The 22,337-nt window shown below is 37.3% G+C and carries 14 protein-coding genes; 1 reads left to right on the top strand and 13 read right to left on the bottom strand.

Annotation, left to right across the window (positions count from 1 at the left end; translation table 11 throughout):
* Positions 1-84: 84 nt before the first annotated feature.
* On the bottom strand, positions 85-2,178 hold the full coding sequence (locus tag D9O48_RS18900; protein WP_199750473.1) for an alkaline phosphatase family protein: 2,094 nt from the start codon (positions 2,176-2,178) through the stop codon (positions 85-87).
* A 234-nt stretch (positions 2,179-2,412) separates the two neighbouring features.
* On the opposite strand from D9O48_RS18900, the gene D9O48_RS01370 reads away from it, so the two are divergent.
* On the top strand, positions 2,413-2,961 hold the full coding sequence (locus D9O48_RS01370; RefSeq protein WP_126969830.1) for a hypothetical protein: 549 nt from the start codon (positions 2,413-2,415) through the stop codon (positions 2,959-2,961).
* Between the two features lie 76 nt (positions 2,962-3,037).
* Here the strand turns inward: D9O48_RS01370 and D9O48_RS01365 are convergent, their stop codons facing one another.
* From D9O48_RS01365 to D9O48_RS01310, 12 genes are all read right to left on the bottom strand, one after another.
* Positions 3,038-3,697 carry a suppressor of fused domain protein gene (locus tag D9O48_RS01365; RefSeq protein ID WP_233589139.1) on the bottom strand — a complete coding sequence of 220 codons (660 nt, stop codon included), beginning with the start codon at positions 3,695-3,697 and terminating at the stop codon, positions 3,038-3,040.
* A gap of 130 nt (positions 3,698-3,827) precedes the next feature.
* A complete protein-coding gene (locus D9O48_RS01360; RefSeq protein ID WP_126969828.1) occupies positions 3,828-4,316 on the bottom strand; it encodes a hypothetical protein in 489 nt (162 codons plus the stop codon).
* Between the two features lie 23 nt (positions 4,317-4,339).
* A complete protein-coding gene (locus D9O48_RS01355) occupies positions 4,340-7,648 on the bottom strand; it encodes a TonB-dependent receptor (RefSeq protein WP_126969826.1) in 3,309 nt (1,102 codons plus the stop codon).
* 47 nt (positions 7,649-7,695) lie between these two features.
* Positions 7,696-9,072 (bottom strand): alkaline phosphatase family protein, encoded by a 1,377-nt coding sequence (locus D9O48_RS01350; protein ID WP_126969824.1) that lies wholly within the window; start codon positions 9,070-9,072, stop codon positions 7,696-7,698.
* A gap of 188 nt (positions 9,073-9,260) precedes the next feature.
* Complete coding sequence (locus D9O48_RS01345; protein WP_126969822.1) at positions 9,261-9,860, bottom strand: Crp/Fnr family transcriptional regulator; 600 nt, start codon at positions 9,858-9,860, stop codon at positions 9,261-9,263.
* A gap of 100 nt (positions 9,861-9,960) precedes the next feature.
* Positions 9,961-10,743 (bottom strand): leucine-rich repeat domain-containing protein, encoded by a 783-nt coding sequence (locus D9O48_RS01340; protein ID WP_126969820.1) that lies wholly within the window; start codon positions 10,741-10,743, stop codon positions 9,961-9,963.
* A gap of 6 nt (positions 10,744-10,749) precedes the next feature.
* Positions 10,750-11,730: a hypothetical protein gene (locus D9O48_RS01335; protein WP_126969818.1), complete on the bottom strand. Its 981-nt coding sequence runs from the start codon at positions 11,728-11,730 to the stop codon at positions 10,750-10,752.
* Between the two features lie 12 nt (positions 11,731-11,742).
* Positions 11,743-13,170 carry a hypothetical protein gene (locus D9O48_RS01330; RefSeq protein ID WP_126969816.1) on the bottom strand — a complete coding sequence of 476 codons (1,428 nt, stop codon included), beginning with the start codon at positions 13,168-13,170 and terminating at the stop codon, positions 11,743-11,745.
* A gap of 16 nt (positions 13,171-13,186) precedes the next feature.
* Positions 13,187-15,997 (bottom strand): TonB-dependent receptor, encoded by a 2,811-nt coding sequence (locus D9O48_RS01325; RefSeq protein ID WP_126969814.1) that lies wholly within the window; start codon positions 15,995-15,997, stop codon positions 13,187-13,189.
* A gap of 499 nt (positions 15,998-16,496) precedes the next feature.
* Complete coding sequence (locus tag D9O48_RS01320; protein WP_126969812.1) at positions 16,497-17,357, bottom strand: glycerophosphodiester phosphodiesterase family protein; 861 nt, start codon at positions 17,355-17,357, stop codon at positions 16,497-16,499.
* A 21-nt stretch (positions 17,358-17,378) separates the two neighbouring features.
* Positions 17,379-19,163, bottom strand: a complete 1,785-nt coding sequence (locus D9O48_RS01315) for a RagB/SusD family nutrient uptake outer membrane protein (protein ID WP_126969810.1) — start codon at positions 19,161-19,163, stop codon at positions 17,379-17,381.
* Between the two features lie 20 nt (positions 19,164-19,183).
* A complete protein-coding gene (locus tag D9O48_RS01310) occupies positions 19,184-22,258 on the bottom strand; it encodes a SusC/RagA family TonB-linked outer membrane protein (protein WP_126969808.1) in 3,075 nt (1,024 codons plus the stop codon).
* Positions 22,259-22,337: the final 79 nt, after the last annotated feature.

Genomic DNA, 22,337 nt, shown 5'->3' with positions numbered 1-22,337 from the left:
GCAAAAAAATAGAAAGCTTCATAGAAGCTTTCTATTTTAATTGGTTGCCTAGAAAAGTTTTTGAATAGGATAGAAGACAATGTTCTATTTTAAAGAACCTGATAGTACTTTTAAACTACCATCAATTGGTTCTGCAATTTTCAGACCTAAAATTTTTGCAATCAAAGGATAAATATCCACATTTTCGAAGCTCTTCAATTTTACTCCTTCTTTAAAGGCTGGTCCCCATGCAACAAAAATTGCATGCATATCTTCTATTGTGGCCGGATAACCATGGTGTCCAATGCCCGGCTTACGATTTGAAAACACATAGGGCCATTCAGGAACCAATAAGATATCCCCTATTCTGCTAAACCTGTCGTCTTTGTCTGAATAATGATATACCTTTGGCATATCTTTCTTCAAATATGTTTTATAATGTTTCTCCTGCTTCTTTAACTGCTGATAAAGCGGTTGAATATCTTTTTTATCCTTTGCATGTATTACAGTCATGGTTCCGGAAGACGGAATCACAAATTTCGCTGTATCAATAACAGAAGGAATAGGAATAGGGTTCTCACGATCCACAGCTGTCATACCATGATCAGATACAAATACAAAATTCACAGGTAGTTTTGTAGACATCACCATATCATTTAATACCTGCAAAATACTATCTACTCTTTTTACTGCCTGTTTTGTTTCAATAGCATCAGGACCATATCTGTGTCCGGCATGATCAACATCAGATAAATAAAAAGTAATAAAATGCGGTCTTCTTTCTTCTGGCAGGGATAACCAATCTCTTACTACATCAATTCTCTTCCCCACATCCATTCTGTCGTTGAATTCATACCAATAAGTAGATTGTATTCCTTTAACCGGTGCTTCCGAACCTACCCAGAACAAGTTAGCACTAATCATACTTTGCTGCTCGGCTAATACCCATAAAGGAACACCACCATACCATTTACTATCCATCACCTTTTTTCTATTGCCCATTGAATATGTATCTCCATCAGCAGGATTATACATTGAATTATTCACTAAACCATGATGTGACGGATACAGGCCGGTAGCTATTGTATAGTGATTAGGAAAGGTAACAGTCGGAAATGAAGGAATCATTGATTTTGAAGTAACACCTTTTGAAATCATTTTTTCTAAAAAAGGAGCATCATATTTATGAATATAGTCATGACGAAATCCGTCGGCCGAAATCAAAATAACATAAGGCTGTTTGATTGAAGCAACACTATTTTTGGTAGCTTCATTTATTTTCTGCAAAGTATCCGGTAAATTGCCAACAGGTCTGGCAGATAAATTATTGCCGGCGAGAATAGCCTTATATACAAGTGCCGGCTGATCAGTAGATAACACATCAGCACCTTGTTTAAACAAATCACTATAAACCCTCTCACCACGGGCTAAAGCCTGTCGGTCAAGGTTGCCCATTGTTCCCAGGATACAAGAAATTTTCCTTTCATGTAATAGCGCATACACACTGCTATCAGGTGCGCTTGTTCCTACAAATGCAATCATATTTCGTTCGGGAATACCAGCACCGGTTAAACGTGCTAAATCCTCAGCTCCTCTTACAGAAACGGAAAGCATCAACGTTGAATCAATATTAAAGACTTCTATTGCCTGATTTGCATTATAAGTAATAATTACTGAATAAGCAGATGCCTTACACTTTTGAACCATTTCAATTACTTTACGGAAAGGCACTCCTCGTTTTACATCCAGGTTAAAAATAACTTTATCTTTTCCCCATCTTAGCACTTCTTCCAAAGTCGGAATTCTATAAGAAGTTACCTTTCCATCATTATCTTTCAAATAAAACTGCTTTAATTCAGCTAAAGTATAATCAGACACCAGGCCTGAACCAGTGGTCGTTCTATCTAAACGGTTATCATGCATCATCACTAATACTGAATCTTTTGACAAAGCAATATCCGTTTCAACAATCAATGGAAGGCTATTCATATTCTTTTCGAATGTTTCAATAGCATTTTCAGGGTACCCACTTACCGGCCCCCCTCTGTGAGCACTGATTAAAGGAGTTTTACCTGGTGCATAACTTAAAAAGCTCTTTAGCTCATTTACATCATTAAACTTTATCCCGGTTACATTTTGAGAAAAAGAAAATACATGTAAAATAATAAGGGATAAAAAAAGAGGAATATTTTTTTTCATAATTATGCAATTGAATTAATTCAACTTAGTAAAGTTGTAACAATATCATTCACTACAAAGATATCTTCCGGTAATGATGCTATTGATTCACTTTTTTATTAATAACTTTTTAGTAATTTATCTTTGATGATATTATATCCTCGTTTTAATAAAACTGGTTCGGATTATAACGAATTTGTTTCAAAAAAAAGGAGCGATATTTGATATAACTGGTATTAAAAATACGTAATTGTCATGTCAGAACTGAGTTCACTCTTTGTAAAGATCAAAATAACCAAAGAAAATCTTGAAAACTTTTTTACCCAAACACCTGAGAAATCAGCGCTTTCGGATGAGTGGATGAACTGGTGGAATAGTCGAAAAATGTACTCTCCTGAAAAACTGCAAAACATTCCTTTTTACAATACTACCAATAATCGCATTATTATTGAGGAATTAATAAATCATAAGCAAACGGGAACAGTTGAATATTTCGATCCGGCTTCCGAAACATGGATATTATCTACAGTCTTCTTCAGTGAAAACTATTATGAAATATTACCAATACTTTCATGGCTTGAGAAAATCACGCCCTTCTTAAAGGAACAGGAAAATGGATATGCTATGATTTATGATTATTATTGGGATGGTATTGATGTAATGGTATATGCTGACCTTGCTTTTAATTCGTTCAAACTATCTCCGATTACTAACACTTCTGAAATTAATGCAACAATTCTTAAAGAAGTAAACCATACACTCGAACGAACAATAGAAAAACTATCGAAAGAGTATAAAGATTAGAATATTTCAGCATAAAAATCTGCAGCGGAGTGTTTAACCTGTACTATAAACCAAAAAAATCTCACTGCAGTTTCTGCTATTTTCTAGATAAATCTGTAATTAATAGTGGATTATCCAGTTTCATGTTTTCTATGAACTTACCAATATAATCCTGCGAAAGATTTTCTTTAATAAGATCTGTTTCCTTTTGCGTAATACCCACCAATTGTATAAAAGATAATTCACCGTGTGGCGTCTCAATTTTTCCAAGCTCCGGATCTAAAGTTGTTACAAAACCAACAATCTGTGTATCGGTTTCTAATCTTATAGGCCCGTTAGCCGGTATAAACTGATTCTCCTCAAACCATCTCCCGCTACTATAAACATATCTTGCCAGATTATTAAAAACATGCATCGCCCAACCAGGATCACCATTGTCCCCAATAAATGGTTTTAACCGAAAAGTAAATTCAAAACCCCACTTACTGAATTCTCCCCCCGCTTTTTCGGGCGCATAATACAGCTCACTCATTCCATAACTCACCAGATGCAAATGTTCTGATTGCTGCTTACTATCATATACACTGATGCCGTCTATTGGATCAGTTCCACCGGCCATATAGTGAATTCCACAAAGCGGTCCATAATGTCTCGGTTCTATTCCCTGGTAAATATTGTTCAGTCTTTGATCAATAAAATCCCAACCTACCGCATCTTCTTCGCCAAACTTAATTTTGTATTGTTCCTCTGTCATCATTTTTAATAGTTTTAGGATAATGAATATTCACAAAAATTAATCCAATTAACTATTAACAGAATAACAAACGGTAAAATCAATCTGATGGCAAAGTATAAAAGAGCGGATATTAAATATCCGCTCTTTACTTTTACTTTATTCTGATTAATCCGGATACGGCCATAGTAGACATTGTACCGTCTTTTGTTCTCACATATACCCGAAGCGTATAGTTACTTGAAGCTGGAAGTATTCTCAACTGTAAATTCAGGTTACCTGAAAAAGAAGACGTATTCGGATAAGTAGAAGCAATCATTTCAGTCGTTACACTGTTGTTACGGGTTTGCGCGGAAGCAGCCTGCGTCCAGTTGTCAAAATGAATGCTGTCAACAAGCTGTCCTGAGTTAGTATACCAGGCAACATCTAAAACACCTGGTTCTGTTTTTGTTAAAGAGCCACCGAAAGTTACCTGGGCAACATCGGTCGGGTTGAAAGGATTTACCTGAGATAATAATCCAAGGCTGGTGATTTCGATTGTTGGAAGAGCTTCCTCCAATGTTTCTTTAATGAAATCATTATTCTTTGTGCAAGATGAAAACAATAATACTGTTATTGCACTTATCAATATATTAGCGCGCATAATCTCCATTTTAATTTTCAGAACTAAAAAATATAACGTACACCCAACTGCATGCTCCAGGTACTACCATAAATAGTTTGGTAAGGTTGTGTGAATAATTTACCACCTGTTTGTTGCATACGATATACAGGCTCACCATTTGCATTATACGATCTGAAAGCGATCGGTTGTGTAGTAGTGGTAGACTGTCTGATGCTCCAGTATTTATTTAATAAGTTACCAAAGTTCAGGAAGTCTGCTGTAAGTTGTAATGTATGACGGCCACCATTTTTACGTTTGATAAAGAACTCTTGCATAATTCTGGCAGAGATATCATTGATCCATGGTGCAACTGCGCCATTTCTTTCAGCGTATTTACCACGATTTTTATTCAAATACGGTGTATTATTAATAAACTGCTCGAACGCAGCCGCTTGTTGTTCTGCTGTGAAATTATAAGTTACACCATTTACATTCTGTGAATATGCTTCAAAATTTAAATCAGCTGCTTTATTAGGAATGTATAACAAGTCTTGGTTAATACCATCTCCGTTAATATCTCCGTTTACGCGGTAGGTAATATTTCCTGATGGAGCACCTTCATAAATTAATGAGATAGTAGTTGATGCATGGTTAGCATATTCCAGTCTGTACGACAACATACTGATCACTCTGTGTCTTGCCAAAGAGGCTGAAGGATGTAATTCCATTGAGTTTGCGCCATTGATAGTTGCAGTAGAGTTCCAGATCTGAAATGCCTGAGAACCAGAGTTACCGCCTACGTCTTTTGCACCGGTATAGGTGTAAGCAACTGAACCATACAAACCTTTTGTAAAGTCTTTTGACAACTGAGCTGTTAATGCATATGAGTATCCTTTGTTCGTATTTTCCAGAACGATAGCAGAAGAGATATTAGGATAAATAGATCTGTCTACAGCAGCATTTGACATATAACGAGGTCTGTTATCCGGACCATTCAATACACCCGTAGGATCTTTCAGGTTAGCATTACGCATACGAACCGCATTAATATCTTTACTGATAATACCATCAAATGTGAAACGGTAACCTTTTCCTAAATATTTCTCAACTCCGATATTTGTTCTGAAAATCATCGGAAATTTGAAATTCTGATCAATCAAAACAATGTTACTTGGAATGGTTGTACCCGCTACAGGAGGGAACAAAGAAGAGTATGCATCTAAGTCAGGATTGAATCGAATATTATTCAACAATGCTGCTTCATCAGGGTTGCTGTTTCTTAATGCAACACTATTTTGATACATACCTGAGTTAGTCGGCATATTTGTTAACCAAACAAATGGAGCTAACCCACTGAAAATACCTGTACTTGCACGGATAATAAATGATTTATCTCCCAATACATCATATCTTAATCCTGCTCTTGGTGACAACAGAATTCTTGCATTTGGCCATTGACCATTGTAATGTTTTAAATTACCATTTTTATCAGGGAATGTTAACGCTGTAATCGCTGGATTTTCCAATGCCTTCTCGGTAAATACCGGTCTTTCTGCACGTAACCCTAAAGTCACTTTCATTTTATCATTTACCCTGATTTCATCCTGAAGGTATAATGCGGCCTGACCATATTTAACTTCTGCCGAATAAACGGCTTTTTGTCCTGCCACCATTGAATAAGCATAAGAATAGTACAAAGGAGCCTGATCAGTAACAAAGTCATTCAAAGAACCATAGATATAATAACTTTGTGCACCTGGCATAAACATGTTTCCTACCATCTGGTGTTCATAACTGAAACCACCGGTTAATGTATGATTACCTGCATAATAAGTAAAGTTATCAGTAATATTCCACACTTTGTTAATTACATCATTATTATAACTATATGGCTCATAACCGAAGCTCATATAGTTTCTTGGTGTAGCACCGCCGTCAAATATTTCAACAAACGGAAAAGGAGAGCTATTGGTAATACGCGTATCTCTGATTCTGCTGGCAGTAAACAATAAACTGTTAGAGAATCTTCTGAAGTTACTGTTCAATTCTAAAGTTCCAGAACGAACAATTCTCTTAAACCCGTATACAGAGTTTTCAAAAACCATTGACTGATTACCAATTCTACCATTTGGCAAACTTGAAATCAGGTTGGTGCTTCCAGGTAAAGAGAAACCACCACCACCAATAATAGAACTGCTGTTGATAGAAGAAGGATCTTCCGTACTTACGAAGTCATTATATTTGGCAGTCAGCTTATGTCTGTTATTGATATTCCAGTCAACCTTCAATAGATATTTATAGTTATTTCTTTTAGCAACCGGAAAGTTAGAGTAAGCTCCGGTTTCATAGCCATACTTCTCTTTTAAGAAGTTTGACAACTTTGCCATTGAGTCTAATGGAGTATTTGAAATATTACCTACTGCTCCCGGAGTTCCCAATGGATTCCAGTTGGTAATTCTTGTTCCTGAATTCATTTCATATTCTCCGTTCATGAAGAAGAATACCTTGTCTTTAATAATCGGCCCACCTAATGTCATACCGATTGATTTTTTAGAAGAAGCTACTGCTGTTCTTTCTAATTTTACATCACCTGATTTTAAACCAGAGAAAGTATGATCTCTATAGAAGAAGAAAGCAGACCCTTTCAACTCGTTTGTACCGCTTTTGGTAACAGCATTGATACCGGCTCCGGTGAAACCAGACTGTCTTACGTCAACAGGCGCAATGTTCACAGAAACCTGATCAAATGCGTCTAAAGAAATAGGTGAAGAACCACCACCCGGTAAAGGGTTAGTATTTAAACCGAAGCTGTTATTCAGGTTAGCACCGTCAATTTTCAGGTTGTTATAATAACCGCTTCTTCCCGCGAAAGAAGAACCGCCATTTGACTGAGGTGTTAATGAAATAAAGTCGGAAATACTTCTGTTGAATGATGGTAAGGTAGCTAATTGGGTAGAATTAATAGTAGTAGAAGCACCACTTCTTTCAACCAGTTGTTTACGGCTGGCTGTTACTACAGCCTGTTGCATACCTGCTGTTGCATCAACAAAACCTGCAACGATTTCATAAGGATCACCTAATGTAAGACTAAACCCTTCGATAATGATGGTTTTTAAACCAACAAAAGAAGCTTCAAATTTGTAAGGGCCACCGATACGAAGACCGATTAATGTAAAGGTACCACCTTTACCTGAAATCGTTTCATATTTGGTTCCTGAAGGTTCGTGCACAACCTGAATACTTGCACCATCTAAACCGATACCATTCGGGTCTTTAACCACACCGGTAACAGTACTGGTGGTTACCTGCGCATTCAGAGCAGCAGGTATAATTACCAGCATTAAATAGAAAAGAATCTTGCGGAAAAACATAACTAATTTATCTTTTAGAGTGTCGGGATATGTGTTTGTTGATATTTTTATCTGCGTCTTTGCGACTCTGTGATACCTGGTAATAATATTCCGTCAGGTGCATCCATTTTTAATCCCATCAGATGAGCGATTAAAGGAGCAATATCCATCAGGGTCATTTCTGGTATTACTACGTTTTTATTAATGCCGGCTCCATATGCTACAAAACCGGTCTGAATATTCTTGAAATCTGGAAAATAACCATGTGCACCACCTCTTGTCGCACGAATTAAATCACCGCTCATACTACCCGAAATAGAAACCCCTTCTGCTGCTGCAATTGCTAATACCGCATTTGGATCTGCTCCTACTTTCAACAGTTCATCTTTTTCTACCAGTCTGAACAAACGTTTTTGTGATGCAGGTAATTCATTGAACATCTTTCTGATATCATCTACGATTTTTGTATTTTTCTTGTCTTTAACATGCAGAAAAGCTGAGCCGCCGCCTGAATGAAACAAAGCTTCCCATTGGCGCTGATTACCATTCTGTTTGATATAGCCTTTTTTTGCCAGCAGAACATTCGGAGAAAAAGAAGTATTTGTATTTACAAAACCGTGATCACCGGTTACTATAATGGTAGTACTATCTTTAATACCCGCCATTTCAATGGCTTCCAAAACATTGCTTAAAGCATGATCGGCTGCTGCTAAAGCTTTATTCACTGCATCTCCTTCACGACCAACACCATGTTGCGCATGATCAGCACTCACAATATGGAGCGTAGTAAAATTTGGCTTATAAGTTCTGATCAGATAAGCAGCAATTCTGCTGAAGTTTTCATCGATTGCAAGATTGTTCAGTGATACTTTATGATATACTAACCTTCCGGTTACTTCTCTTTCAATTTCACTAAACAAAGACTCCGGTCTGATATGCGGATTTACTGATTGTGTTCCGTTTTTATCATCTACCCAATCTTCAGGAACGAGATATTCAGCAGGAGCACCTACCGAAACAGGCCATGAAACAACTGCAGAAGTTTTACCAGCAGCTTTTACGGCATCCCATAAAGTAGCTACCTTAATATGCTTTTCTTCTCTGTACCATTTGTTAGTAGAACCGGTATCCGAAAAAATAGTATTGTAGTATACTCCATGGTTCGCAGGAGTTGCACCTGTAATAATAGTAGTATGTGATGGATAGGTTACTGTTGGAAAAACACCGGTTACACCTTGTGCATAAGCACCGTTATTTTTCATGTATTGAAGATTCGGCATTGGCCACGAAGCATCCATGTAAAATTCAGGGCGTAAACCGTCAACACTGATCAGAACTACATATTTTGCTTTTGCATCTGTTTGTGCATTCAGCTGTAGTAAACTAAAAATGGAGAAGAAAAGGCAATAAGAAGCCTTCGAAAAAAGAGTTGCTTTTTTTCGCATAAACAATTATTTGTCTGGTGATAGATATTGGTAGGTTTAACTGATAACACGAAGGTAGTACCAGACAATAAATAACTTGATAACCAAAAAATTAAGGAATCATTACATGTAAGTTAGTAATGTAAGAATCTTACATGAAAGAGCAATTAAGCAGTTGATGTATATATTATCAATGTCAGAATCTTACATTAACGAAGTATTTCAGCTACCAGCTGACGTGTTGTGCCGGTCAGGTCGGCAATGTCTTTATAAGTTAGATTTTTACTTAACAATACTTTTCTACTCTCATCTACAGTAATCGGAATATTCAGATTCTCAAATAGTCTGTTGATACGCTCCCTGGGCTCAAACTGTCTGATTGCCGATAAAATTGATTCTGTTTTATGCCATCTGTGTACTATTTGTTTTATAAATATTTCTGTAGCAATATGGTCGTGTAATACATGGTATACAAAAAAATCTCTGTTAAAGGCATATAGTTTTGTTGGAATAACAACCTTACAGTATTCCTTGAATGGTTTATTAAGGAACGATACATTTCCGAATATTTCTCCCTGAGTTACTAATTCGTAAATATAATCTTCATCTTTTGATGATCGTCCACCCAATTTAACAACACCTGATTCTATTTCATAGATATCTGTATATTGCTGTTCAACGTCATAAATAATTTTTCCTTTAGCAGCTTTTATACTTTTTACATTTTCCTGAAACCCGGGAATATCTTTAGTACTTAAATAGGCATACAAACTATTCAGTGCTGTATTTTGGTGAAGAAAGTCAAACATAGGGGTAATATTTACAATTAAAAAAACAGCGTATCGTAAAAAGAAAAAAAGCCTTGATGCATTTTTGCATGACAAGGCTTTTAATAATATTATTGAAAGATTATAAAGAACATCCTTCTACACCATTTGCAATTTTAGATGCATATGGAGCTAACAAATTACAGTCAATACCAGAATTCTGTCTCAAATCTAACACAGCACCACCTGCTTCAGCAGCACCCGGCGTAGTATCCAACAAAGCACCTGCTGCCATTAACTCTGCAAGAACAGTGATATCCGTTACACCTGTCTGACGCATATTAATACGGTATAAAGAAGTAAAGTTTTTAATAGTAGCCATCCCTGCATCCCCAAAAGGAACACTACGCAAGATGATTTCTTTTAATCCTTTATTACCTGCCAAAGGACTGATATCAGTAAGTGTAGTTACTGTATTAGCATTAAAATACGTTAATGTAGTATAAGCTGAAACAGGAGCTAAAGTAGTTACTTTAGTATTGTTGATTCTCAGATAAGTTACTTTTTTCAGGTCTTTGATCGGCGTTAAGTTTACCACACTGGTAAAACCGAGGTGCAGATAAGAAAGATTTTCAGCGTGTTCCAGGCCGGTTAAATCAGCAATCGGAACTAATGCATCTACTCTGTCATTTTCCGCATCCAGATTCAGCGTATCTAATTTTAAAATGTCATCTTTTGTAATATCTGCGGCTGCATCTAACTTTAACTTCAATCTGATCTGAGCAGCTAACTTTGCATCAGGAACATTGATAATTACAGGAGTTTCTTCTTTTTCATCATCTTTATCTTTATTACAACCTGTAACACCCATTACTGTTGCGCTCAATACTAAACAGCTGGTAAATGCAAATAATAATTTTTTCATTCGGTTTTACTTTAAAGTATATTTATAAAGAATGGGATAGTCAGGATAACCTGCTTTCTCACTCAGGGTATAATAATTGTTATGAGGGTCAAAGCATACAGCTTCGCCCTGCACTTCACCGGCATAAGGCACTTTTACAGGGGTACGTTCCAACAACTGAACCATTGATTCACCCGGTTGACGCTCCCAATAAAAAATCTCCTGCCTGTTTTTAATTAAAATCTTATTTCCATCGGCAGAACAGGTAGCAGCAGAAGCTTGTCTGAACGAAAAGTTGCCGGCTTTATAGCAACTTGCTCCGGATTCATTTACTTTCTGTGGATAAGGTAGTACGTAAAGAATAGAAACCACATCTCTTTTGGTGATCAGGAAAATGTCTTTTGTTTCAGAATCTACCAACATTGCCTCGGTATCATGACTTCCGTCCGGATAAGAAAAGACAATACGATCTACCGGTATATTAGTAATTCTATTCATTTTTCCAACATGCTCCGGAAGTAGTTCTGGTTCTTCAAAACGATAGATTGAATAACTGCCTTTCTTTTGATCATTGTCACCTGTATCGGAAATATAGATATAAGAAATTCCATCTACCGGGCCTTTTGCCACTTCAATGTCTTCCCAATCCATATTTACTGTACCGTCTACCTGATAAGTAGCTACAATTTCTCCTGTTTCGGCATTAATTAAATAAATAGCATTGGTATGTCCTGAATCATTATGAGCCCATATATAACCAGGGTTGACCACACTCCAGGCAATTCCTGAAGCTTCTGTCATTTGAACATAGCCTTGTGAAGAAGGAGTAGTGTTGTACAAATCACTGAATGGCATATTAAAAGTGCCATAACTGGTAGTAAACGGAGTATGTTTACTCCAGTTATAGCCTTCCGTAACTTCTTCAGTACTACTTCCGCCTTTTTTACTACAAGCCTGCAACACAGAAACTGTAGCCAGTAAAAAAAGTGTTCGAAGTATTAATGTCATTTATCTGATTTTTTATTTTGTGCCAAATGCACCGAAAAATTCTTTAGGAGCCGGTGCAGTAAATGTTAACTTTCCATCTAACGATACATAACTGCTATGAACCGCTCCGAAATCAACTTTACCACCGGTTAATGCTGCAGAAGTAGCTTTTAAATGGAAGTCAGCGTTTGCCGGAATAGGTGTAACATTTCTTGCTAAAGGATCATTAGCAATTGTCTCATTTCCACTGAATACGAAAGTAGAAGGGTCATAGTTCACGAAATCAGGATTGTTTGCTTTTGGAGCACCGGTAACATCTGTATCAGGAATCGGAGCTGAAGGGTCATTACCGATTAAACCAACTGAAGATGTTTTATCAGTTGGATAAAACTCATCAACAATTGTCTGTACAGCACCATAATACCAGTTATGACCATAAAACGTTTTTTCCATATTTGGTCTTGTTTCACCTGCAACCAGTCTTAAACCGAAACGGTTATTCACTAACAGGTTATTGTAACATTTACCATATGAATTAGACTCATAATTTAAACCGGCACCTCTACCCGCTTCTGCTCTACGGTAACCTGAGTTCAAAATAGTATTGTTGTAGAAGTTTGTTTCTAATTTAGCACGTTCACCAGGACCAGTATCAGCTGATTTCAAACCGTTCGTTGCCAGGTTATAAAACAGGTTAAAACCGAAATCGCCACTGGTACCTGCTTTGATATTTACTGCATCACCACCAGTACCACCGGTTACTTCAAATACATTGTATGCCATTAAGGTTTTACCACCATTGATACGAATAGCATCATCAGGAGTAAATGCAATTCTTGAATTTAATAATACAAAAATTCCATCCTGGCGCATATCTCTCTGACGAATATAGTATAATGCATAACTTGCATCACCTGCTTTCAGTTCACCACCGCCACCGGTTAATGGTTGTGCCATTGCGTTTTCTTCACGTACCGGACCACCTGCGTGTAAGATATCAGCATACTTGATAACCAGGTCACCTGCAACGTTTGTTCCGATAATACCACCCCAAAGCTGGCCAATACCTGTATTTTTGGGAGAAGCTAATAACGCAGCTGAAGGTTTAAATACAACTCTTTTATCCGCTTCACCTAATACATAAAGCGAACCTTTTACGTCAATAAACCATGCTTCATCAAATTTTCCTTCCTGAAATTCAAATGTTACACCAGCAGGAATAGTTACTGATTTCCCTTCCGGAACAATCAGGTCGCCGGTTACTTCATATGTTTTTCCAGCTTCTAAAGTAATAGCAGAAAGATCACCTGAGATACCGCCAACGATCACTTCACCGCCACCGTCATCACCGCCATCATCATCATCTTTGTCTTTACTACACGCTGTACCTAATACAACACCTGTAAACATTACAAGCATTGCTAATAACTTTCTTGTCTTTGATAAATTAATTGAAACCATATTCGTTCTTATTGATTTAGTTAATTTTATATCGAACTCCTAACCTGTAAGACTGTCCGTAAATATCTCTTCTTACATTTGCCAAATTGTGTGGGTCCGTCTGATATGGATAAGCATCGTCAGGTACCGCTAAAGGTCTTTTAATGTATAATTCGTAAGGTGTATTGAATATATTGTTCATTTTACCAAATACTACCCACTTGGAACCTATGCCTTTTTCGATTGAAAAGTCCATCTGAGTCATCGGTCGCATGAACTGATCAGCACCATGATAAGGAGAAACCACTGCTATACGTTCACCGGTATAATTAAATACCAACTGTGCATCGAGTCTTCTCTTCTGATCTTTCCACAAAAGGCTGACATTACCAATATGTTTCGATTGCCCCTGTAAAGCCCTGGTTTCATCTACCAGCGTAGCAGAACCATCAGCATTGAGAATAATCTTATTGGTGGTAATTTCTGATAAAGTGAATGTGTAGTTAAGTCTTACTCCAAAACGATTAAAGTATTTGGTATAATCCGCTTCTACACCAAAGTTGGTAGCATCGTTAAAATTCTGAGGTAAAATTCTGTCTGTCTGTGGACTGCTGTTTCCTGCTGTTACCTGCGGAAAGCCGTACTCGATCGGATCTTTTATTTTCTTATAGAAAACACCGACTAAAATCTGATCAACTCCTGAAGGGAAATACTCGTAGCGTAAATCTACACTCTGTCCGTAAGAAGGTCTCAGGTCAGCATTCCCCCTTTCATCATAAAAGTTATCACCACCACCATTACTTCTGATTACCGGTACAATTTCATAGAATCCCGGACGGCTGATACCTCTGAAGTAAGTGGCTTTCAAAAATGCTTTATTGGTAAGCGCGTGTTTAATACTTAATGAAGGAAACAGGTCTGTGTAACTATTTTCTTTCTTTAATTCAACCGAGTTTGAAGAAGCTGCCAGCGGATCAATTTCATATCCCTGGCGTGTATGTTCAACTCTTACACCTGCGGTAATATTAGTTTTATTAATCTGCCAGTTTGTATTAATATAAGCTGCATAAACATCTTCCAATGCATCATAGATCAGGTTACTACGGTCACCGCTTCCGAGCGGATTCGCCATTGAAGTAAAACGAACTTCGTCGAAATCATTCCATTCAACACCTTTGTACTGACCGAATATCTGTGAATAGTTATAATAGATAAAGTTATTATCTCTGCGTTTATTACGCCCCATACCTCCAAACTGAATCTCAGTTTTATCATTAATCAGAAAAGGACGGTATTTGAAGTTCAGGTAAACAGACAGGTCAGTATCTTTATTTTCTTCCCATGTACGTGAGTTTCCTTGACCCTGAAAATAAACAATTTCGTTTCTTCTGATACCATCTGAAGAATTTACAGTACCAGTGGTAGCAAACACACCATCATCAGGACGATCGTTGTGCGCTAAGGCATAAACTGCAGACCAATCAAAAGTTAAATTACCAGCCAGCTTATGCTCACCTCTTAAATCAGCCACACTCACCGTCTGAAAGATATTGCTGAATCTTTTTACAGGATATTCTGAATAAGTAGCCGTACTTACAAAGTTTTCTCTTCTCACCTGGTCACGTACTCTGAATTCATTCAGCATGTACTGGCCACCATATAAGCTGATCTTATTATTTTCATTAAACACATAATCTAATTTCACGTGAAGTGCCGCTCTTTGTAGCTGAGAACTCGTTTGACGATCAATTAACCTTCTCATGAACAAAGGATTTCCTTCTCTCGGAGCAGGAGTTGGATCGTAGAAGTAGTTGGTTACCGGTCTATAAGAATTCTGAAAACTTCCACCAACCATTAATCCCAGTTTATCATTCAAGAATCTATCTCCATATGTTAAGTTCCCAAAAACATCAGGTAAAGCCTGCACATTTTTGATCATCATATTTTCTACAGGAAAATCATCAGGTCTGGCTCTGTATGTAGAACCGAATCTTTCTCTAGGAGAATTACGTTGTAATTTCGAACGGTCATAAGTGGCAAAATCTCTGTTGAAATTTTCCTGATTATAACCGATTTGCAAATCGCCTTCTAACACTCTTCTTGAAGGTGCAGACTTCATCACCATATTCACTGTACCGCCAATCGCATCAGCCTCCATATTTGCTGTGAGCGACTTATATACCTCAAGCCTTTCAAGAAATACTGCCGGGAAGATATCCAAAGGAACAAATCTGTTTTCATTATCCGGAGAAGGGATTTTAATACCATTCACAAGCGTATTATTGTATCTTTTATCCATACCTCTTACGATCGCATATTGTGGATCGCCACTGGCATTTCTTTCAATAGACAAACCCGATACACGCTGAATCACATTTGCTACGGTAATATCCGGAGATAATTCAATTTGCTTGGCAGATACGACATTGATCACTGATTGAGATTCACGCTCAATCTTTCTCGCCTGATAATCGCTTCCCGCATTGCCCGATCTTACAGTTACAGTAGACAGCGTATTACCAGAAACGGTGAGTTTATAGTTCTTTGTAAGCTCTTCAACATCCGACACTACAATCTCTTCAGTAATTTCATTATATCCAACATAACTGACAACAATTCTATATTTTCCTACAGGAATACCGTTAATACGATACGCACCATTTAAGCCAACAACAGCATTGGCACTAAATCCTTTAGAATTATCAGTTTGATTTATTTTTACTGAGGCGCCGGTTAACCATTCGCTGTTTACAGCATCCGTAACCTGGCCTGATAAAGAAGATGTTTGAGCAATAACAGCAGATGATAATAAAATCAAAAACGGTAGTAATAGTAATCTGTAGTTCAAAATAAATATTTACTTGTCTGATAAATTATGCAGAGTAGACATTCATATTGATCATTCCAAACGGGTAATGAAAAGCAAGCGTTGGTATATTCAGCGATACCATCTTTTCTGCATTTTTACAGGCGCAAAATAAATTTCACAATGTTACCACAACGTTACTTACAGATTAACTTAATGTAATCAATGAAGGATTCTAACAAAAGAGCGTGTTATACATTAGCATGTATTCACATATCACAATATAGGAGCTGATTTGGAAATATGGATATTATTTTGTATCTTATTAGTAGAATTTATACGCAATCGTTTTCGCATTCGTAATAATTACTTAATAATCTTCATTTGATTTTACAGATATATATACTTACGCAGATTATACACAACAAGGTAAACAAACTTTCAAAACATGCAGGAAATGAAATCATCTATTCCATCTCCCACATGTGATGATTTCAAGAATAAGGTTTTACTAATAAATGAATCGTTCTCGAAATTTTTATTAATATCGTCCCAGATAAATCAGTCTTTTCTTTAATAACTCAGGCTGATCTGTTTGTATAATATTTGCACCGTTTTTCAGCAATTCATCAAACGCCTCCACTTTACCCTTTGTTACCTTTTCATCTACTTTCCCTAAAGCATTCATCCAAACTCTTGTTCCTTTCGATTTTACAAATTCTGAAACAGCCCTGGTGTAATGAGATTCATCCAGGTGTGCAGCTTCAGGTTTTACTTCATTCAGGTATTTTTTCACTTCAGCTTCACTATGTGTACGTAATAAAGTTTTAAACTCTTTATTATCTTTCTTCAACATTTCCACGTGTTTCGGATCACCTGTAAAAACGATGCAGGATGAAATGGATCCGGTTTCTTTTACCGTTTGGATAATTTTATCGATACAAATTGCTGATTTTATATCCAGATCGATCAATATTTTTCCTTTCATTAAAAGGAGTGCTTCCTCCAATGTCGGAATTTGCTGATCCGTCAATTGCCCTTTATGCGTCAACTTCAGTTTTCTGATCTCATCAAAAGTGAAACTGTCTACATTCCCTTTACCATTAGTAGTACGGTCTACTGTTTTATCATGAATCACTACCAGCTGATGATCTTTGGTACATCTTACATCTAACTCTACTATATCAATTTCCATATCAATAGCATGTTGAAACGATAAGAGTGAATTTTCAGGTGCATTCAAATGAGCACCTCTATGTGCAGCAATCATCACCTTATCGCTATTAGCATTTACTAATTTTTCGTTTAGCTGTTTTATCCTTTCCGGATCTTTTTGCTGAGCAGATACATTCAGAACGATGCCACATATAAAAGCTATTAATAAAAAAATATTCTTTCTCATTACTTTCTTCTTTTTAAACGATTAATAATATCCTTGATTTTGCTCTTCACTATCCGAACCTCTTGGGCTTAACCGGTCGATATGACTTTGCGGAATCGGGCGAACAATATGAAAATCTCTGATATTGCCTGCTTCCGGATTATATTTTCTTACGCGCTCCACCAGCTTTTCACATCTCACAAGATCTTCCCATCTATTCAGCTCACCAATCATTTCCCGTCCTCTTTCATCAAGCATATAGTCTACAAAGTTTGAACTAATATCAGCAGAAGTTATCTCCATTTCAGCAACTGTAGATTTATATCTGTCAGCATAATCTCCGCCTTCAAACGTCCAGTACTGAGTGGTTTTAGATTCTCCTTCTTTATAAGCTGCACGTTTTCTTACCTGGTTGATATAGTAAGCTGCATTAGCATAGTCTTCCTTTCTTCCATAGGCCTCTGCCAGAATCAACAATGTTTCGGCATAACGCATCATTACCCAGTTACGGCTGCCTCTTGTTTCGTTGGTAGTAGGCCGAAGAGGATCCAGCCATTTTCTTAAACCCGGAAAGATGAAATTCATTGAAACCGGGCGATAAGTATTGAATGGCAGATATACGGCAAATCGTTTATTCTCCTGTATAGCAGCCTGTAATTCAGTTTCTGTATTGTAGTATACTGGTGAAAAATAAATAGCAGTATCGCCTATATTCACATTTATCGTATTACCTGCGGTAGTTACGATTCCGTTCGATGCGGCATTGGCAATATATCCCCATACAAATGATTTCACAAATCTTGAATCATATTTACGTGTTGCGCCATATAATCCGTCATATACAAAAGGAGTAGGTCTTAAACGGCGATAAGGTCTGCCGTATTCCACCGAACGTTTTAGAATTTTGGTATTCACGGCATCATATTGTGGTACGTGGTAAAGGTGCATTTGATTACCATTATCATTATCCAATACGTTCTCAGTAAACTGTACCGCAAAAATCACTTCATTATTTACCTGATTCTGTATATTGAATAATTGTGCAAAATCATCTACCAGATTAAAATTGCCCAACTGTTGATCTACAATCAGTTTTGAATATTTAATAACACTATCCATATCAGAAGCCTGCGTTCCTCTTATTTCTCTTTGTGTTTGAGAAACGGCACTTCCTCTTGAAAGGTATACTTTCGACAGCAAATGTGCGGCGGCGGCTTTATAAGCTCGTCCTCTTGCCACACCTCCTGCCGGTAAGTTAGCATATGAGTAGTTCAGGTCATTGAGTATTGCATTATAAACATCTTTCACCGCAGCTCTCTTAAAATCAGTTTTAGCTTTATCATACGATTCCAGTACCAGCGGAATATTTCCGAACTGTTGTACGAGGTCAAAATAATACATAGCTCTCAGAAACTTTGCCTCTGCTTCCATTTCTACCTTTCTGGCTGCACGCATTTCTACCTTTGGTAAGTAATCAATTGTTACGTTACACTCTGCAATACCTTTATAGTGATAATCCCAAAAATTATTCAACTTTCCTACCTGAGAAGACAGTGTTGCAAGATATTGGTTAAAAGCGGTGTTGCCATCCGAACCCAAAGCGAACAAATCTGTTCCAGCGTCATTTAAGGTAAGCATATATTCGCTATATACACCAAGTCTCAGTGTATTATAAGCAGCTACCAGCGCGCCTTCAATACCTTCTTCTGTTTCATATAATTGATAAGAAACCTGTGATATTACTTTCTCTTCAAGAAACTTCTGACATGAAGTAATCATTATTGTAAAAGAGAAAATCAGTATATATTTAGATAGATGATTTCGCATAACTTAATGTTTATTATTTTTTAAAATGCAATATTCAGCCCCAGTAAAAATGAAGTCACACTCGGGTTATCAAAACCTGCCGCACCTTCAGGATCTGTTCCCGGAAAGTTTGTAATCAGGAATGGGTTTTGAATACTTGCATATACCCTCAACTTATTAAACAGGTTAGACGATGGCTTTGGTACGGTGTAACCTACTGTGATATTTTGTACTCTTACATATGAGCCACTGTAATAATTCAGCGTACTCAGATAATTAACACTGGCGGTACCTAATAATGGTCTTGGGTATAATTTACTGGCATGCGTTGGCGTCCAGTAATCGAATGCAGGTTGATTATATCTTCCGTCAAAACGCATATCCAAATCATGATTTACCGTTTGCCCGAACATCCCCACTAAAAAGATATTTGCATCAAAATTTTTGTAGCGGAAATTGTGCGCCCAACTCGCAGTCCATTTTGGAGCTAATTGTCCGATGATATATCTGTCGTTTGCATCTATTTTGTAGTCACCGTTTTTATCTAACGGACGAATATCTCCCGGCTTAAAAGTTGAACCGTTTGCATTGTACTTTGCCATTTCAGCTAAGTCTTCAGCTGTATTTTGCCAGATACCATTATTTCCTAAATCGTAATATACATTCACCGGCTTACCGATAAACCATTGCGCCCCGATATCATCTACTTTTCCATTGTACAGCTCAACGATTTCTTCTTTGTTAGCGGCAAAAATCCAATCGGTACTCCATTCAAAATTTTTCTTCTGAACATTTACAGTTCTAACTGTCAATTCCAATCCTTTGTTTCTCGTTTTACCTACATTCGATAAAATATAGCTGAAGCCCGATACAATCGGCAATTGTCTGTTTAACAACAAATCATGTGTATTCTGAAGATATCCTTCAATGCTACCTGACACTCTTCCTCTGAATAGAGAGAAGTCGATACCCGCATTATACTGGCCGGTGGTTTCCCATGTCAGATTCGGATTAATCATTTCGGTTGGAGAAAACCCTAAAGTACTTGACCCTCCAAATACATAGCGTACAGTAGTGAGTTTGCCCCAGGTAGTATAAGGACTAATACCTGAGTTACCGGTTCTACCCCAACCAACACGTAGTTTCAAATCATCAATTACTCTTGAATCAATAAGAAAGTTTTCTTCTTTAATACGCCATGCTAATGCCACCGAAGGGAATGCTACCCATTTTTTCCCTACAGCTAATCTTGACGATCCATCATATCTTGTTGAAACCGTAGCCAGGTATTTTCCTCTGAAACTATAGTTTAATCTTCCCATAAACGATGCTAAATTCCACTTAGAAAGATTACTGCTAACACCGTTAATCGTCAATGCACTTCCAACATTATAGTATAACTGTTGATCATAAGGTAAATCCTTAACGGAAATACCTGCTGATTCGTTCTGTTCAGACTGAATGGATTGTACTGCCGTAAAAAAAATATTATGATCTCCTCCAAATGTTTTGTTGTAGCTCAAAACATTTTCAAGAATATAGCTAAACATTTTTGAAGTACTGTTGGAGGCTGATGACGGAGCTTCACCACCGGCATTTGCTGTGTTGGAAGCATCAAAGTTTAATGACTGAAATAGTCTGTAATCTAACCCGAGATTACTTCTCAACTTAAAGTTATTGAGGAATGACACTTCTAAATAATAGTTACCCAAAAATCTGTCAACATTTCTAACTCTTTTTGAATGGTCAAAATTCGTTAATGGATTGGGAGTACGTGTATTGTTGGTCGGAAACAATGCTAAAGTAGTTCCGTCTTCTTCATAAGGAGATGCCAGCGGATTAAAACTTTTCAGTCCATAACCGTCAAACACACTCCAACCGGCATTCTGAGTGGACCTTGAAAATACAGTTTCTGTACCTACACGTATATTATCAGTAATTGCTTGTCTTGCATTTAACCTGATAGAATAACGCTTAAAATCCTGATCTCTCACAACACCTTTATTATAAAAGTAATCACCTGAAATAAGAAACTGAGTAGGTTCATTTCCACCACGTACACTGATCTGATGATCTTGCAATAAACCTTCACGAAGTCCATAACCAATCCAGTCTGTGCTGATCAATTTTGAAGCATCATATTCACCACTCTCCCACGCACGTTCCATATTGGCACGCATGTAAGGAGTAGCCACCAATTGCTCATTTTTAAAATCAAGTTCTCTGTTGGGTTTCGCATCATATTGACCTCCCAGTGAATTGCGTTGTGCTTCTCTGGAATATTCAACGAAAGAGGCTGCGTCCATCAACTCAGGCATTTTCCTGTTTTTCTGCGGACCGATGAAGCTATTGTATTCTACTACGGTTTTACCTTTAAATCCTTTTTTGGTAGTAATGATAATTACCCCGTTCGCGCCACGATTGCCATATATAGCTGTAGCAGAAGCATCTTTTAAAATCTCCATCGATTCAATATCGTTTGGAGTTAACTGGTTAATAGCATCTTCAATCGGAATTCCATCTACTACATACAAAGGAGAATTATTCGCAGTTATTGACCTGTTACCGCGTACTCTGATCTGCATGTTTCCACCAGGCTGCCACGACTGAGTCTGAACAACCAAACCGGCAACACGTCCCTGTAATAATTGTACAGGATCAGAAACCGGAAACTCAGCAATCTTATCAGATTTCACAGTACTGATTGAACCGGTTACATCTCTTTTTTTTACCGTACCATATCCGATTACCACTACTTCAGATAAAGACTTGTCTTCATTCTTCAATGTCACTGAAACTGAAATATTACCATTCGCGGCTACTTTGTATCCAGACAAAGTATCTTTCAGATAACCAATGGCACCTACAATAATTTTATATCCGTCACCGGCAGGAACATTTTCAAAAGCGAAGAATCCACTTTCATCAGCATACTGTTCTTTTTTAAAGTTTGTTTTCTGGTTGAGTACTTCTACCGATGCATGAGCAATCGGTTTATTAGCAGTGTCTCTAACATTTCCGGCAATTCTACCATTGCCATTTTGTTGAGCTTGCAGAGTTGCCATGCTTCCCGTTAGCATGGTAGTGATCAGCAAAATTCGTAATCTGATTTTCATGATATATTACTAAAGTTTAAACAAAGCATTCCCTTCTACCCGCTCAACGCCGGTAGTAAATAATAAAATCCCACTAAAT

It is taken from the genome of Gynurincola endophyticus (assembly GCF_003991195.1).
GTDB classification, from domain to species: Bacteria; Bacteroidota; Bacteroidia; order Chitinophagales; family Chitinophagaceae; genus Gynurincola; species Gynurincola endophyticus.
Note: the sequence above shows the minus strand (reverse complement) of the source record. Positions and strands in the feature narration are given on the sequence as shown.